Annotated in this window: 10 protein-coding genes; 1 reads left to right on the top strand and 9 read right to left on the bottom strand. The window is 47.0% G+C overall.

The window, feature by feature from the left end; translation table 11 throughout:
• Positions 1-17 precede the first annotated feature (17 nt).
• From SHK35_RS02515 to SHK35_RS02505, 3 genes are all read right to left on the bottom strand, one after another.
• Positions 18-1,787 carry a sensor histidine kinase gene (locus SHK35_RS02515; RefSeq protein ID WP_318708405.1) on the bottom strand — a complete coding sequence of 590 codons (1,770 nt, stop codon included), beginning with the start codon at positions 1,785-1,787 and terminating at the stop codon, positions 18-20.
• Positions 1,771-3,312 (bottom strand): response regulator transcription factor, encoded by a 1,542-nt coding sequence (locus tag SHK35_RS02510; protein ID WP_318703624.1) that lies wholly within the window; start codon positions 3,310-3,312, stop codon positions 1,771-1,773. Before SHK35_RS02510 ends, SHK35_RS02515 begins: the two co-directional genes overlap by 17 nt.
• A 220-nt stretch (positions 3,313-3,532) precedes the next feature.
• On the bottom strand, positions 3,533-4,078 hold the full coding sequence (locus SHK35_RS02505) for a stage V sporulation T C-terminal domain-containing protein (RefSeq protein WP_318703622.1): 546 nt from the start codon (positions 4,076-4,078) through the stop codon (positions 3,533-3,535).
• 148 nt (positions 4,079-4,226) lie between these two features.
• On the opposite strand from SHK35_RS02505, the gene SHK35_RS02500 reads away from it, so the two are divergent.
• Positions 4,227-5,822, top strand: a complete 1,596-nt coding sequence (locus SHK35_RS02500) for an ArnT family glycosyltransferase (protein WP_318703620.1) — start codon at positions 4,227-4,229, stop codon at positions 5,820-5,822.
• A gap of 7 nt (positions 5,823-5,829) precedes the next feature.
• Here SHK35_RS02500 and SHK35_RS02495 read toward each other — a convergent pair whose 3' ends face one another.
• The 6 genes from SHK35_RS02495 to SHK35_RS02470 all read right to left on the bottom strand — a co-directional run bounded on the left by SHK35_RS02495 (position 5,830) and on the right by SHK35_RS02470 (position 14,175).
• Positions 5,830-6,852 (bottom strand): sugar kinase, encoded by a 1,023-nt coding sequence (locus SHK35_RS02495; RefSeq protein ID WP_318703618.1) that lies wholly within the window; start codon positions 6,850-6,852, stop codon positions 5,830-5,832.
• A 315-nt stretch (positions 6,853-7,167) separates the two neighbouring features.
• Positions 7,168-10,698, bottom strand: a complete 3,531-nt coding sequence (mfd, locus tag SHK35_RS02490; protein ID WP_318703616.1) for a transcription-repair coupling factor — start codon at positions 10,696-10,698, stop codon at positions 7,168-7,170.
• Between the two features lie 19 nt (positions 10,699-10,717).
• Complete coding sequence (gene pth / locus SHK35_RS02485) at positions 10,718-11,314, bottom strand: aminoacyl-tRNA hydrolase (protein ID WP_318708455.1); 597 nt, start codon at positions 11,312-11,314, stop codon at positions 10,718-10,720.
• A 162-nt stretch (positions 11,315-11,476) separates the two neighbouring features.
• Entirely contained in the window at positions 11,477-11,755 is a 279-nt protein-coding gene (spoVG, locus tag SHK35_RS02480) for a septation regulator SpoVG (RefSeq protein WP_318703613.1), read from the bottom strand.
• 30 nt (positions 11,756-11,785) lie between these two features.
• Positions 11,786-12,904, bottom strand: a complete 1,119-nt coding sequence (gene glgD, locus SHK35_RS02475; RefSeq protein WP_318703612.1) for a glucose-1-phosphate adenylyltransferase subunit GlgD — start codon at positions 12,902-12,904, stop codon at positions 11,786-11,788.
• 2 nt (positions 12,905-12,906) lie between these two features.
• Positions 12,907-14,175, bottom strand: a complete 1,269-nt coding sequence (locus SHK35_RS02470) for a glucose-1-phosphate adenylyltransferase (RefSeq protein ID WP_318703610.1) — start codon at positions 14,173-14,175, stop codon at positions 12,907-12,909.
• Positions 14,176-14,459 lie beyond the last annotated feature (284 nt).

Here is a 14,459-nt window from a genome sequence, read left to right as displayed (position 1 = left end):
CCTTTACGCTTCCGCTTTTACGCCTCCTGTCTTCTGACCGGCAGAGTAATGACAACCTTGGTCCCCGCCTGTTTTATGCTTTCAATTCTGATGCCGTAGTCTCCGCCATATAAAAGCCTGAGCCTGTCCTGTACATTGTGAATTCCGATTCCGGAAAAATGTTCTTTTTTTGTTTCCTGCCTCACTACCTGCTCTGCCTTATTCTGATCCATCCCAATTCCGTCATCTTCAATACAGATTTCCAGATCCTTCCCCTTTTGTCCCATGAGAATTTGTATGGTTCCTATTCTTCCCGAGGGAAAGGCATGAAAAAAGGAATTTTCAATAAAGGGCTGCAAAATCATCTTGGGAATCAGACAGTCATAACAGTTTTGCGACACATAAAATTCCACCTTGACCGCCTCCCCGTATCTGGTGTGATTGATCAAAATATAATTTTTCAGATTTTCTACTTCCTGAGAAATGGTGATAAACTCATCTGCATTACTGATTGTATTTCGCAGCAGACTAATGAACGCGTCTATCATTTGAATGGTTTTTTCCGTATTATTCTGGTATACCAGCCATTTGATGCTGGCCAGGGTATTATAGATATAATGTGGGTTAATCTGCATCTGCAGCGCTTTGATTTCTGATTTCCTTTGCTCCTTCTGGGTTTTTAAAAGTTCTTCTATATAGTTCTTTATATCATCCAGCATATAATTGTAGGTGGCGGCCAGCTCCTGCACCTCATTCGTCCCTTCCACCGTCATATACTCCGCAAAATTTCCTTTCCGGATCATGGACATTTTCTGCACCAGCTTTGACAAGGGTCTGATGGTCTGGCGCGTAAAGATTAGGCAGACCGTCAGAATCAATATACCGATGCACACACATATCATTACAAGCAAGGGCATATTATACAGCTGGTCCAGCGCCAGATTATTATCCGTCACTCCGTACAAGCTGCAGTCTAAATAAGATAGCTCCCGGTGCATAACAGTATAATTTCCCTCATCTGTGTTCACAACAAATCGATTCTGCCCCCTATCTTCAGCCTGACGGTACCACTGTGTTTCCAGCCTGGATCCCACTGCTTTCCTGTCATCTGAGCATATTACAATCCCCTGGCTGTCCACCAAGTACAAGGAGGTATAATCCGTTGTAAAATAGTCGTAATATTTTTTCATGTCATCCAGGGTCAATGTAAGGAGAACCACTGCATATATTTCCTTACTTTCCTGAAAATACAATGCCTTTGACACAATAATCACATCGGAATCCATCGCTGTGGCGGTAAATGCGCCGTGAGAAAAGGTATAGTGCATTCTTTCCGGTTCCTCTATGGTCAGCCTGACAATATCACTTTGCAGAATATCTGCATCGCTCATGGAAATGGTTTCTGTCCTGGATAAATAATGCTTTCCGTTCATGCCAAGCACCAGAATGCTGGGACGCTCCATATCCGCGGGTTTCTTTTGCTCCAAATCCTTTTCCATCTGATAGATATTCTGAAAGGTCTGCACATTGTCCAAATCCTCCTCCCCATTCAGATAGAGACGAAACGCCCAGCTGGAATCAATCGCACTCATCATATCCTGCAGACTCTCATGAAGATCGTTTAATTCCTTTTCCACCTGCTCAAACACCTTTTCCTGGGATTTTCCATAAGTTTCTGTAAAAGCATCCTGAGACATGGCAAGCACTACTGTGCTTACGGTTACCGCAATCAAAAAAATTCCCAGCATAACCATGAATACGATGCGGCCCTGAAAGCTGTTGGCACAGTTCTTAAAATTTTTCTTCATAATAGCGGCTCCTTCTCCATAAGGATGGAGTTTTTCCTGTGACCCTCTTAAATACCCGGCAGAAATAGCTGTGCTCTGAATATCCCACCTCGCTGCTCACCTGAGAAATCGAAAGATCGCTTTCCTCCAGCAGTCTGCAGGCCTTTTCTATCCTCAGACGATTTAAGTAGTCGCTGAAGCCCTCCTTCATCTGCTGATTGAAATACGCCGACAGATAATGGTAATTGAAATTAAACTCTTCTGCCAAATCTTCTAATTTTAAATCCTCCTGATAGTTTCTGGATATGTACTGCAGCATTTTTTCTATTCTCTCATCATTGGAAACGGCGCTTCGTCCTGACATTTCCCTCAGCCCGTTTAAAACCGTCTCCATAGCCTGTCGGTAATCCCCCTCATATGCCGCCTGATTAATTTTCTTAAAGCATTCGTATCGGTAATTATCCTTTTCCTCATCGGAAAGCTGCAAAAAGTCCATATAATGATATATCATGTTTTTTATCTGGTTCTTTAAACCATATACATCCATCTGCACATCAAGGGCAGCGTCATTGTACTTCTGCAGCAGATATAAGGCTTCTCCATACTGCTTTCCTGATAAGAGCTGATTGTACCTGAAAAAATCAAATTTTACCGTTTCCGTATTGCCAGAGCGCTCCCTTGTGCCGTCCACGGCCAGAAAATTCGTTCCCTGATAGTAAAAGGCCTTGTCTACATTTTTCATGATATCTTTCTGATAAACCTCATACAGTTCATCAAGCCTTGCAAAAGATCTGCTGTAAACCCCCAAAATACGATCACATAAAACTGCCAGCTGTCCATTCATCTTTTCCACCATCTGAAGCAGGCTTTTTTGGGCAGACAGCTCATAGCAAAAAATGATGCACAGCATTTCTTCCCGCAGCATAACCCTGACTTTCTGTACGTTCTCAAATCCAAGGAGCTCTCTTTCTACCTTTTTATAGAGAATATCCGACATATCCCAGCCATTTTCATTTGTGATCTTTATATTCACGGCATATATTCGAAAATAGGGCAGTGTAAAGCAATGGGAAAGCTCTTCCAGATTCAGCTCCTTGTCATGACCCAGAAGATATCTTTCTATGATTCTTTCATAGCTGATGCTTCCCCTGTTCGCCTGCAGCTTATAGCCGGGAATCCGTTCCGACACCTTATGCAGAATCCTGATCAATTCATCCTGATTCAACGCAGGCTTTAAAATATAATCTGCCGCTCCGTTCATCAGCGTGCGCTTGACATATTCAAAGTTGTCATATCCGCTCAGTATAATGATCTGAATCTGCGGATACATTTTATGCAGCACCTCAGAAAAATCAACGCCATCCATCAGAGGCATAACAATATCACAGATAATGATATGGGGCTGCAAGGCATCAATCAGTTTCAACGCTTCATTTCCATTGGTAGCCTCTCCCACAATCTCATAGCCTTCCTGCTCCCAGTCAATCATGTACTTCAGACCCTGTCTCATGATGTATTCATCATCTACAATCAATACCCTGACCATATTTTACCTCTGTCTCTGAGAATTCGTTTCTGTATCAATCATTATAGCAATTATTTTATGCAACTGAAAGTCAAAGGGAAAACTTACAAAAAAAATATAAAAAACCTAAAATTTTATTATTTTATATAAAAGCAGCAGCCATCCCGGCACAGGCAGATTTTGCCGGAAATAACTGCTGCTATTACTTGCTGCTTTATTTGCCGTTTTATCTTTTATCTGCTTACTGCTCCATCTGCCTGCCCAGAAAGCCGGCAGCTGAAAGCACAAGCTTTTGTTCCACCTCTCCCATCTTCCCCTTGTTGTCATTTTCCAAAAGCATCACGCTTCCAATCACATCTCCCTCACAGATAATGGGAGCGATTGCCTGATGCTGATACTCCTCGCCCGCCTCATCGCAAATACCGATAAAATTTCTGTCGCCTCTTGACGCCACCAGCATTTCGCGGTGGTTGACCTTCTCCTCCAGCTGTCTGCCAAGGCTCTTTCCCACAAGCTGCTTATAGCCGCCTGCCGCCGCAATAAACTGATCCCTGTCTGCAATCAGCGCCGCATGCCCCGATACCTGGGCCAGGCTTTCCGCATACTGTTTTGCAAAGGTGGACATCTCTCCAATGGGCGAATACTTTTTTAAAATAATCTGGCCCTCTCTGTCTGTAAAAATCTCCAGGGGATCGCTCTCCCTGATATGCAGTGTTCTGCGAATTTCCTTTGGAATCACAATTCTGCCCAAGTCATCAATCCGCCTGACGATTCCCGTAGCTTTCATATAAAAATAAACCTCCATTTACTCTAATAGTATTGATTAGTAAAAATTTGCTCTGCAACTATTATCTGTAAATGAAGAAATATTATTCTTTCGCTTGCCAGGTTTTGTAGTATAATGAATAAATAAAATCTGCATCCGGAGGACGATTATGAATCAGAAAAAAGCAAATTATTCCATTTTGCTCTATAGACTTTTGCCACTCATTCTCATAGGGCTTGGTGCCCTTTTGCGCTTTGCCTGCTTAGGCGTTGTGCCTGGCGGCATCCATCAGGATGAAAGCTTTTCTGTTTTAAACGCACTGGGCCTTTTGCATGAGGGCACAGATACAGCCGGAAGAGTTATGCCCGTTTATTTGTCCGACTGGGGTGACGGACAGAGCGCCCTCTATTCCTGGCTTTTGATTCCCCTCTTTGCCTTAAACGGCGGAAGCTTCAATCTTTTCCTGGCCAGGCTTCCACAGGCAGCCGTTTCCGTTTTCACCCTGTGGAGCGTCTACTGGCTGATCAAGCGGATGTTTGGAAAAAATGCCGGATTATGGGCTCTTTTTTCTCTGGCCATATGCCCCTGGCATATTATGATGTCCAGATGGGGCCTGGATGCCAATCTGGCTCCCGGCTTTCTGATTTTTGGACTGACCTTTTTTATCAAAGGCCTGGACAAAAAGCCCTTCCTTCTTGTGTCCGCCTTTTTCTATGGCCTGAGCCTATACTGCTATGCAGTGATCTGGCCCATTGTGCCCATCATGCTGCTTTTGCAGATTGTATACAGCCTGCGCCATAAAAGGCTTTCCATCGACAAATGGGGGCTTTTGTCTGCGCTGCTTTTGTTTTTGATGGCCCTGCCCCTTCTGCTTTATGTGATGGTAAACTCCGGTCTCATTCCTGAAGTTACCCTTCCCTTTCTGACCATCCCAAGGGCCAGCGGCTACAGGGGTTCCGAAATCGCCCTTCTCCCCAGCGAGATGTGGAGCAACCTAAAGACTGCCCTGCGCCTTTTGCTGTTCCAGAACACAGGCAGCCCCTACGATATCCTGCTTCCCTGGGGACTCTTTTACGATATCGGAAGAATTTTTATAGCAGTCGGTGCGGTTCTGCTGCTGGTAAAGCTTGTAAAGTCCTTTCTGCGCAGAGAATTCGCATGGGAATATTTTCTGTTCGTCCAGCTTTTGGGCGGCGGCATTGTGTGCCTGTTAGTCACCGCCAGACTCCACCAGGTCAACGCCCTGTTTATTCCTCTGGTTCTGTGCGAAGCCTACGGACTTTGGAATACCGCAGCATTTCTGCTGAAGAAAAGGGCAGTCATCGGCCGGGTTTTCACCTCAGCCGTCGCCGCCCTTTACCTGGTCTGTCTGGTTTTGTTCCAGCGAGACTATTATACTGACTATAAAGATACCGTGAACGCTTATTTTGCCATTGGCATAGAGGAATGTGTGGCTTACGCCTTAGAGCAGTGTGAGGAAAAGGGCATTGACACCATTACAGTCGAGAAGGGCGCTCAATGGCCCCGGCTTTTGCTCTACACAAATACACTGCCCTCAGAATATCTGGAGAATGTGGTGTACGATACGCCCCCCGCTCCCGCTTCCTTTGAAACCCACGGCATCCATGTGAACACCCGTATCAACTATGACGCCATAAACAGCCACAGCATCTACATCATTTATTATACCGATGTACCCGTCTTTGAAGAGGACTTTACCCTGACACAGTTCTACGACTGGTATGTGGCCGTGCCCAAAGCATGACGGTGCATTATCGATCCATTTCGGCAATGCGGCCTGTGGACTTGTGCTCCTTGATAATACCCTCGATCTCCTTTAAATCCGTACACAAAAGGTCTCCGGGAATGGTGTTTTTCAGTGCGCTGATGGCATTGCCGTACTCCAGCGCCTTCTGATACTGGCCCTCATGGGCCAGAAGGCCATAGAGAACGCCGGATATGTAAGCGTCGCCGCTTCCGATGCGGTCCACCACCTCAATATCCGAGTAAGGAGCCTCCTCATAATAGGTGTCATCCTTTGCGCTGTAAATGATGGAGCCAAAGGTATGACGCTTGGGGCTGTGCACAATACGCTGGGTGGAGGCCACGATGGAGATGGGGTACTCTTTTGTAAAGCTCTTCATAATGCTTTTTGCGTCCCCCTCCTTTAAGAAGGTCAGACGGGCCGTATCCTCAGAGCAGAAGAAAATATCCACATAGGGAAGGATGGATTCAATACATTCCTTCGCCTCCGCCCCGGTCCACAGATTCCCCCTGAAATTCACATCAAAGGAGATCACCGCCCCCTGGGCCTTAAAGCGCTTCATCATTTCGATGGCCGTCTCCCTGCACTGGGCGCCGAGAGCCAGGGTAATTCCGCTGGTGTGAAAGCAGCGGGCCGCAGAAAACAGCTTCTCATCGTAATCGTCTATGGAAATTTTATTGACAGAGGTATTTTTCCTGTCGTAAACAATACGGGGCTTGCGGGGATATGCTCCGTTCTCGTAATAATAGACACCCAGACGCGCGTCCTTGTCATCGTCATATACCAGATAATCGTCGCTGACTCCGCAGAGACGCACACGGTTCTTAATATACATACCGAGATCGTTTGCAGGCAGCTTGGAGATAATTCCGCACCGAAGCCCCAGCATAGCCGCACCGGTAATGGCATTCAGCTCCGCTCCCCCGGCCTGCTTGCTGAAGGTATCTCCCCTGGTCAGTCTCTCATTGTCAGGCGGAGACAGCCTCAGCATAATTTCTCCCAGAGAAAGCAGATCAAATTCTCTCTTCATTTTCCAAATCCTCCCTTGTGCTATTCCGTGCAGATTCGCTCTGCATTTTCATATTAACTATATCACATTCTCCGGCGCAAGGTAAAGATATGGGGCAGTAGTTAAAAAATTAACACTGCGGTTTGTCCGGCCTTAGTTTTCTTCCACGTATTCTCTATACTCCTGCTCGCTGGCAAACAAAATGTAGCTTCCCGCCACGTATCCCATGTATCCGCTTGCTGTAACGTATCCTTTCATTATAATACCTTCCTTTCAGAATCTGTGTTTTCTTGTTCTGAAAAGAAGGTATCATATTTTGAGTCCTATAATCCGTACTCAATCAAGCAGGACTTTCATTTCTTCCAGCAGCTTTTCCGTTTTTTCCAAGAGAAGCTCCGCGTCGGTTTCCACAAGCCCTGTCCTCTTATATTTGTAGGTAAAAAAGGGATTCCCATATGCGGTAAAGGTCAAATCCTTTCCAATCTTTTTCAGAAGATCGGGAATGCCTGCAGGATTTATGCCCGCATCCGGCCGAAAGGTAAAGGTAATTCTTTCATTTTTCCCCTTTATCTCCGTCATGGAAAGCCCATGGGCTCCCACGCGGATCAAAGCGATGCGCAGCAGATTGTCCACGGATTTTGGAATTTCTCCAAAGCGGTCTAAAAGCTCATCCTTCATGTCGTCCCGCTCCTTTTCATTCTCAATCCCCGCAATCCGCTTATAGATATCCAGCTTCTGCACCTCATTGACAATATAGGAGGGGGGAATAAAAGCGTCCACATCCAGATCGATGACCGTGGAAAAATCGGCGGTAGTAGATATTCCTTTTAAATTCTTTACCGCATCGTTAAGCATCTTGCAGTACAGATCATACCCTACAGCCTCCATGTGTCCATGCTGCTTCACCCCTAACAGATTACCGGCCCCTCTGATTTCCAGATCACGCATGGCGATCTTAAAACCGCTGCCCAAATCCGTAAACTCCCTGATGGCAGCCAGCCGCTTTTCCGCCACCTCCTTTAAAAGCTTATCCCGTTTGTACATTAAAAAGGCGTAAGCGGTGCGGTTGGAGCGCCCCACCCGGCCTCTGAGCTGGTAAAGCTGGGACAGCCCCAGCTGGTCGGAGTCGTGAATGATCATGGTATTCACATTAGAGATATCAAGCCCCGTCTCTATGATGGTGGTGGAAACCAGAACGTCAATCTCTCCGCCGATAAAGTCAACCATAATGCGTTCCAGCTCATGCTCTCTCATCTGCCCGTGGGCAAAGGCTACATTTGCCTCAGGCACCAGCTTTGCAATGGCTGCGGCCACATCCGCAATGTTGTTGACTCTGTTGTAGACATAATACACCTGGCCTCCTCTGGCCATCTCACGCACAATGGCCTCCCTGACCATCTCCTCGTTGTATTCCATACAAAAGGTCTGTATGGGAAGCCGGTCTCCCGGCGCCTCCTCCAGCACACTCATGTCACGGATACCGATCAGGCTCATATGCAGGGTTCTGGGAATGGGGGTTGCCGTCAGGGTAAGCACATCCACATTCTCCTTCAGCTTTTTGATTTTCTCCTTGTGGGCCACCCCGAAACGCTGCTCCTCATCGATGATCAAAAGCCCCAAGTCCTTAAATTTTACATCTTCGGACAGAATTCTGTGGGTGCCGATCACAATATCCACCAGGCCCTTCTGCAGGTCTGTCAGCGTCTTTTTCTGCTCTGCAGGCGTCCGGAAACGGCTCATCAGATCAATACGGACAGGGAAATCCTTCATTCTCTGCACAAAGGTATTATAATGCTGCTGGGCCAATATGGTAGTGGGCACCAGATAGGCCACCTGCTTTCCCTCCTGCACCGCCTTAAAGGCGGCCCGGATGGCAATCTCAGTCTTACCGTAGCCCACATCTCCGCAGATCAGGCGGTCCATAATCTTTTTGCTCTCCATATCCGCCTTAGTATCCGCGATGGCCGCAAGCTGATCCTCCGTCTCCTCAAAGGGGAACATCTCCTCAAACTCCCGCTGCCACACAGTATCCTTTCCATACTGATAGCCCTCGCTCTGCTGGCGCAGCGCATAAAGCTCCACCAGATCCTTTGCCACCTCATTCACAGCGCCCCTTACCTTTGTCTTGGTGCGCTCCCACTCCTTGGTGCCAAGCTTGTTTAGCTTCGGCTTTTTGGCGTCGGCTGAGGCATATTTCTGGATTACGTCAAGCCCCGTTGCAAGAATGTAAAGGTTTCCGCCGTCACGATACTCAATCTTGATGTAATCCTTCACCACATTGGACATTTCCACTTTTTCAATACCGCGGTAAATCCCCAGACCGTGGGTTTCATGAACCACATAGTCTCCCACCTTAAGCTCGTTGAAATCATTGATCTTCTGTCCCTGATACAGCCTTTTTTTCTTTTTCTTCTTTTTTTCCGCCCCGAAAATATCCGTCTCCGAAAGAACCACAAATTTCAGCATGGGATATTCAAAGCCCTTGTTCACATGACCATAATAGGTCATGACCTCCCCGGGAATCACCTCCCGCATGGGGTCCTCCGTATAGATGGCGGGAATCTCCTGATCTCTTAAATCCTCCGCCAGACGCCTGGCTCTGGTGCGGGAGCCTGATAAAAGCAGTACCCGATAGCCCTTTTTGCGGTACTGCTTCAAATCCCGCACAAGGGCTTCAAAGCTGTTGTTATAGGGAGCCAGATTCCTGGCGTTTACATCCAGCTTCTTCTCCGGCTTGAAATAAGCGCTTCTGCCGTCCATGGTGGAGATTGTGACTACGCAGCCCTTCTGTAAGCCTGCCGCCACCTGCTCGCCGCTGTACAAAATGTTCATCTGGCCCGGAAGCGCATACCCCTTCCCGGCCCTCTGCTCCATGCTCTCCCGAAACTCCAGCTCCACAGCGTCCGCCTGCTCCTTAAGCCTGGCAGGCTCATCCAGGAAAAAGACAGGCCGCTCCTTCACCATTTTCAAAAGCAGCTCCGGCAGCGTCACCGTATCCTCATAAAAGTAGCGGACATATCCCTCCACGTTGGCCAGGTTTTGAACTTCCAGAAGCTCCTCTCTAAGCTGTGCCGTCTGGGAGGCAATTCTGTGAGCCGCCTCGGGCTGATGGGCGTCCCGGAAAATTTTTTCCTGCCTGAGCGCTTCCTTTTCCAGTCTGGAAAGACCTTCTTTTATGCGTTCCTTTGACAGCACAAACTCTGTAGCCGGATAAATACAGATATCCTCCAGCTTTTCGATAGATCGCTGGCTTAAAATATCAAAGCTGCGGATGGACTCCACCTCGTCTCCCCACAGCTCAATTCGATAGGGATTTTCCTCTGTCAGGTCAAAAATGTCCACAATGCCGCCTCTGACAGAAAACTGACCGGGGCTTTCCACCTGATAGGTCTTCTCATACCCCATCTCCACCAGACGTGCTGCAAGCCAGGCCTCATCCAGGGTCCCTCCGCGCCCCACCGAAATCCGGTCGCCCTCCTCCCAAAAAACCTGGGGCGTCATAAGCGCGGCATAGGTGGTGACGATGGTCACCGGCTTTTTCTCCATCAGCCGCCGCAGCGTGCGTATCCGCTCTCTGATCAGCTGATTGCCATGGATATCCGCCTGAAAAAATATCAGATCCTTGGCCGGATACAGCATGGCATTCCGGTCATAAAATTTGTACTCCTCATAAATTTCCCTGGCCTTTAAGTCATTATAAGTAACGATGACCTTATACTTCAGGCCATCGCTCAAACCATAGATCATATGAAGCTTTTGGGAATCCACACACCCGGTCAGAGCTATGACGCCAGCTCCTCTCCCAAGCATCTGCTTCGTCTCCTGATATTCCGCCAATTCCGCAAGCGGCGCAAGTAATGCCTGCATATCCTGCCTCCCATCCACCTCACACAGCCGAAGATTCCTCTAAATCTCCGGCCTTTTGATTAAACGCATTCATAGCGGCGTCCGCATCCCGGGCGATCACCATCCGTATGGCCTCTGCCGCTCTTAACGCCGCCTTGTCCATGACGCCGCGCTCTTTATCGGTAAAATGTCCCAGCACATAATCCGCCAGATCATATCCCTTTGGCTTTTCGCCCACTCCCATTTTCACCCGGATAAATTCTTCCGTGCCCAGGCGTGCAATGATGTTTTTCAGTCCGTTATGTCCCCCGGCGCTTCCCTTTTTACGAATCCGTATCTGTCCCGGCTTAAGGCTGATGTCATCCGATATGACGATCAGATCACTGGTCTCATCCACTTTGTAATAATCCACAAGCTCCTTTACGCTGTCTCCGCTCAGATTCATAAAGGTCTGGGGCTTTGCCAGAATACATTTTTGTCCCTCCACATAGCCCTTGCCGATCACAGCCTTGTGCTTCTTCTCCAGGACGCCGATCTTTTCCTGCCCGGCCAAAACGTCTATCACGTCAAATCCAATATTATGTCTTGTATTTTCATAGGTTTTTCCGGGATTTCCCAGTCCCACTATAATATACACCGATACACCCGCTTTCTGCATTTTTACGTGCATTGGTATTGTCTCATTTTTTTGCAAAAAATACAAGTGCCTTGGAAAAAGCAGCACAAAAAGGAGAGGCTGTGCGCCAGCTTCAAATTTCAGCCGGCAGCACAGCCCCCCCTTACTCTCCAGAATACCTATTTACTCATACTCCCTGTCAGGCTCCTCCAAGGCTCTTTCATACCTCTCAATCACAATACTTTGAATGGCTTCCCTGGTAGTGGAATTGATTGGATGTGCGATATCACGATATTCTCCATCCGTTGCCTTTTTACTTGGCATTGCAATAAACAATCCTTTTTCCCCCTCAATCACCTTGATATCATGCACCACGAATTCATCGTCTAAGGTGATAGATACAATAGCCTTCATTTTTCCTTCTTTTGTTATTTTGCGAACACGAACATCTGTTATCTGCATAAGGCATCCCCCTGGTCTGTTAATCTTTTGCTAAATGACATACCTTTCATTGCGCTCCACAACAATCTTAATTTCACCCTCGCCCACATAATGAGAGTTTGCGCGTATGGTGTCCCGGCTTTCCACGATACAATTTTCAATGTAGGTGTTGTCCCCGATATAGACATCATTTAAAATGATGCTGTTCTTAATTACACAATTATTGCCCACGTAGCTTTCCTTAAAGATTACGGAGTTCTCAACAGTTCCGTTGATAATACATCCGCTGGAAATCAGGCTGTTTTTGATATGTGCTCCCACATTGTACTTTGCAGGCGGCAGATCATCCACTTTAGAATAAATATCAGGATACTGCTTGAAGAAATAATCCCGCACATCGGCCTTTAAAAAATCCATGTTGGTGTTGTAATAGTCCTCTACCGACGCGATGTTTCTCCAATAATCCCGCATCTTGTATCCGTAGATTCTCTTGATATCCTTATAGCGGATCAGGATATCCCTTACAAAATCATACCGGTCCTCTTCCGCACACTTCTCGATCATTTCTATCAGAAGTCTGCGGCGTATCACGTAGATTCCGCAGGAGATTGTGCTTGTCTTTGCCTTTAAGGGCTTCTCCTCAAACTCCTCGATGCGGCTCTCCTCATTCATGCGCACCGTGCCAAAACGCTCTATATCCGAGCCCGGCTCCATATCCCGGCACACCACCGTGATATCCGCCTTTTTATCAATATGGTATTCCAGCACCTTGTTGAAATCCATCTTGTAAACGCCGTCTCCGGAAGAGATAACCACATAGGGTTCATGACTGTTTTTTAAGAAGCTTAAGTTTTGGTAGATAGCGTCCGCCGTTCCTCTGTACCAGTTGCTGTTGTCCGCCGTCACCGCCGGGGTGAAAACGTAGAGCCCGCCCTGTTTACGTCCAAAGTCCCACCACTTAGAGGAGCTTAAATGCTCATTCAGGCTTCTCGCATTGTACTGCGTGAAAACTGCAACCTTCTGGATATGTGAGTTGGACATATTGCTCAAAGTAAAGTCGATGCTTCGGTAGCTGCCTGCAATCGGCATTGCGCAGATCGCTCTTTTCTGTGACAGTTCCCGCATTCTATGGTTGTTGCCGCCTGCTAAAATAACTCCAATTGCTCTCACTACTATTCACCTGCCTTAATCAATGTTTTGCCGCTTTCCAGCCGGGAGTTCTCGTAATCCTCCGCCGTGGTGGTTCCGAATACCACGGAATTTTTGCCCACGCTGATATCGTTTGGAATTACACTCTTTTCTCCCACGGTTACAATTCCATGATTATAAATATGAGGCGCCGTCTCGTTTTCGGCCTCTTCCCCAACGCCAAGCTTCACCCGGCTGCCGATCTGCACGTTTTCCGCCACAATAGCCTTATTCAGCTCACAGTCCTCGCCGATCACCGTCTGGTTCATGATGATGGAATCCCGGACCACGGTTCCTTTGCCGATGGTAACGCCGCATCCGATCACGGAGTTGTACACCTCACCTGCAATGTCAGAGCCTTCTCCGATAATGCTTCTCTCCACCACACTGGTATCGGCAATGTACTGGGGCGGCAGGATCTCGCTCTTCGTGTAAATTTTCCAATACTCTTCATACAGGTTGAATTCCGGAACAATATCAATCAGCTCCATATTGGCTTCCCAATAGGAATTCAATGTTCCAACATCCTTCCAGTAGCCGGTAAATTCAAAGGCATAGAGAGGCGCTCCTTTTTCATGGCAGTAGGGAATGACATGCTTGCCGAAATCCAAAGCAGGCTGCTCATTCATGGCAATCAGCGCTTCCTTTAAGGTTTTCCAGTTAAAGATGTAGATACCCATGCTTGCCAGATTGCTTCTGGGATGCTCAGGCTTCTCCTCAAACTCTACTATCTTCTTGTTTTCATCGGTAATCATAATGCCGAAACGGCTTGCCTCCTCAATGGGAACAGGCATGACCGCTATGGTAACCTCGGCTCCGTTGGCCTTATGGAAATCCAGCATCACCTCATAATCCATCTTGTATATGTGATCTCCGGAAAGAATCAGCACATAATCAGGATTGAAGCTCTCCATGTATTCCAGGTTCTGATAAATGGCGTTTGCCGTTCCCGTATACCACTCGCTGTTGGAGCTTTTTTCATAGGGCGGCAGAACCGTCACGCCTCCGATGTTACGGTCCAGATCCCACGGAATACCGATTCCGATGTGTGTGTTCAGCCGCAAGGGCTGATACTGGGTCAATACACCCACTGTATCCACTCCGGAGTTGATACAGTTGGAAAGAGGAAAGTCAATAATACGATATTTTCCCCCGAATGCTACGGCGGGCTTCGCGACCTTGGAGGTTAATACTCCCAGACGGCTGCCCTGTCCGCCTGCCAACAACATGGCAATCATTTCTTTCTTAATCATGTCCTCACCTCTATCTAGCCTTTTACCAATTTATTGATGGACTTATTATAGCATATCCACCAAAGAAAGTGAATATTTATTCCTTAAATTTTTTGATTTTTTACATTTTTAATATGTATTTTTTACATTTTTTAAAAATTTACTTGTATTTATTTGTTTATTTTCTCCAATACAACTTGTATTATGTTCTTTTTTATCCCGTCATTTTAAACATTTTCGTTTTCCATTTGTTTTTTGTGTCCCAGGTGTATATAATATAGGTACAATAAATAAAAGGAAGTGCA

It is taken from the genome of Candidatus Acetatifactor stercoripullorum, assembly GCF_944382095.1.
GTDB lineage: Bacteria > Bacillota > Clostridia > Lachnospirales > Lachnospiraceae > Acetatifactor > Acetatifactor stercoripullorum.
This window is presented reverse-complemented; position numbering and strand designations above follow the sequence as displayed.

Bases quoted from the DNA above. Each gene is read 5' to 3' on its own strand.
- SHK35_RS02510 (WP_318703624.1), bottom strand. From the start codon at position 3,312: ATGGTCAGGGTATTGATTGTAGATGATGAATACATCATGAGACAGGGT.
- SHK35_RS02500 (WP_318703620.1), top strand. From the start codon at position 4,227: ATGAATCAGAAAAAAGCAAATTATTCCATTTTGCTCTATAGACTTTTG.
- SHK35_RS02505 (WP_318703622.1), bottom strand. From the start codon at position 4,078: ATGAAAGCTACGGGAATCGTCAGGCGGATTGATGACTTGGGCAGAATT.
- spoVG (WP_318703613.1), bottom strand. From the start codon at position 11,755: ATGCAGATAACAGATGTTCGTGTTCGCAAAATAACAAAAGAAGGAAAA.
- SHK35_RS02470 (WP_318703610.1), bottom strand. From the start codon at position 14,175: ATGATTAAGAAAGAAATGATTGCCATGTTGTTGGCAGGCGGACAGGGC.
- mfd (WP_318703616.1), bottom strand. From the start codon at position 10,698: ATGCAGGCATTACTTGCGCCGCTTGCGGAATTGGCGGAATATCAGGAG.
- SHK35_RS02495 (WP_318703618.1), bottom strand. From the start codon at position 6,852: ATGAAGAGAGAATTTGATCTGCTTTCTCTGGGAGAAATTATGCTGAGG.
- SHK35_RS02515 (WP_318708405.1), bottom strand. From the start codon at position 1,787: ATGAAGAAAAATTTTAAGAACTGTGCCAACAGCTTTCAGGGCCGCATC.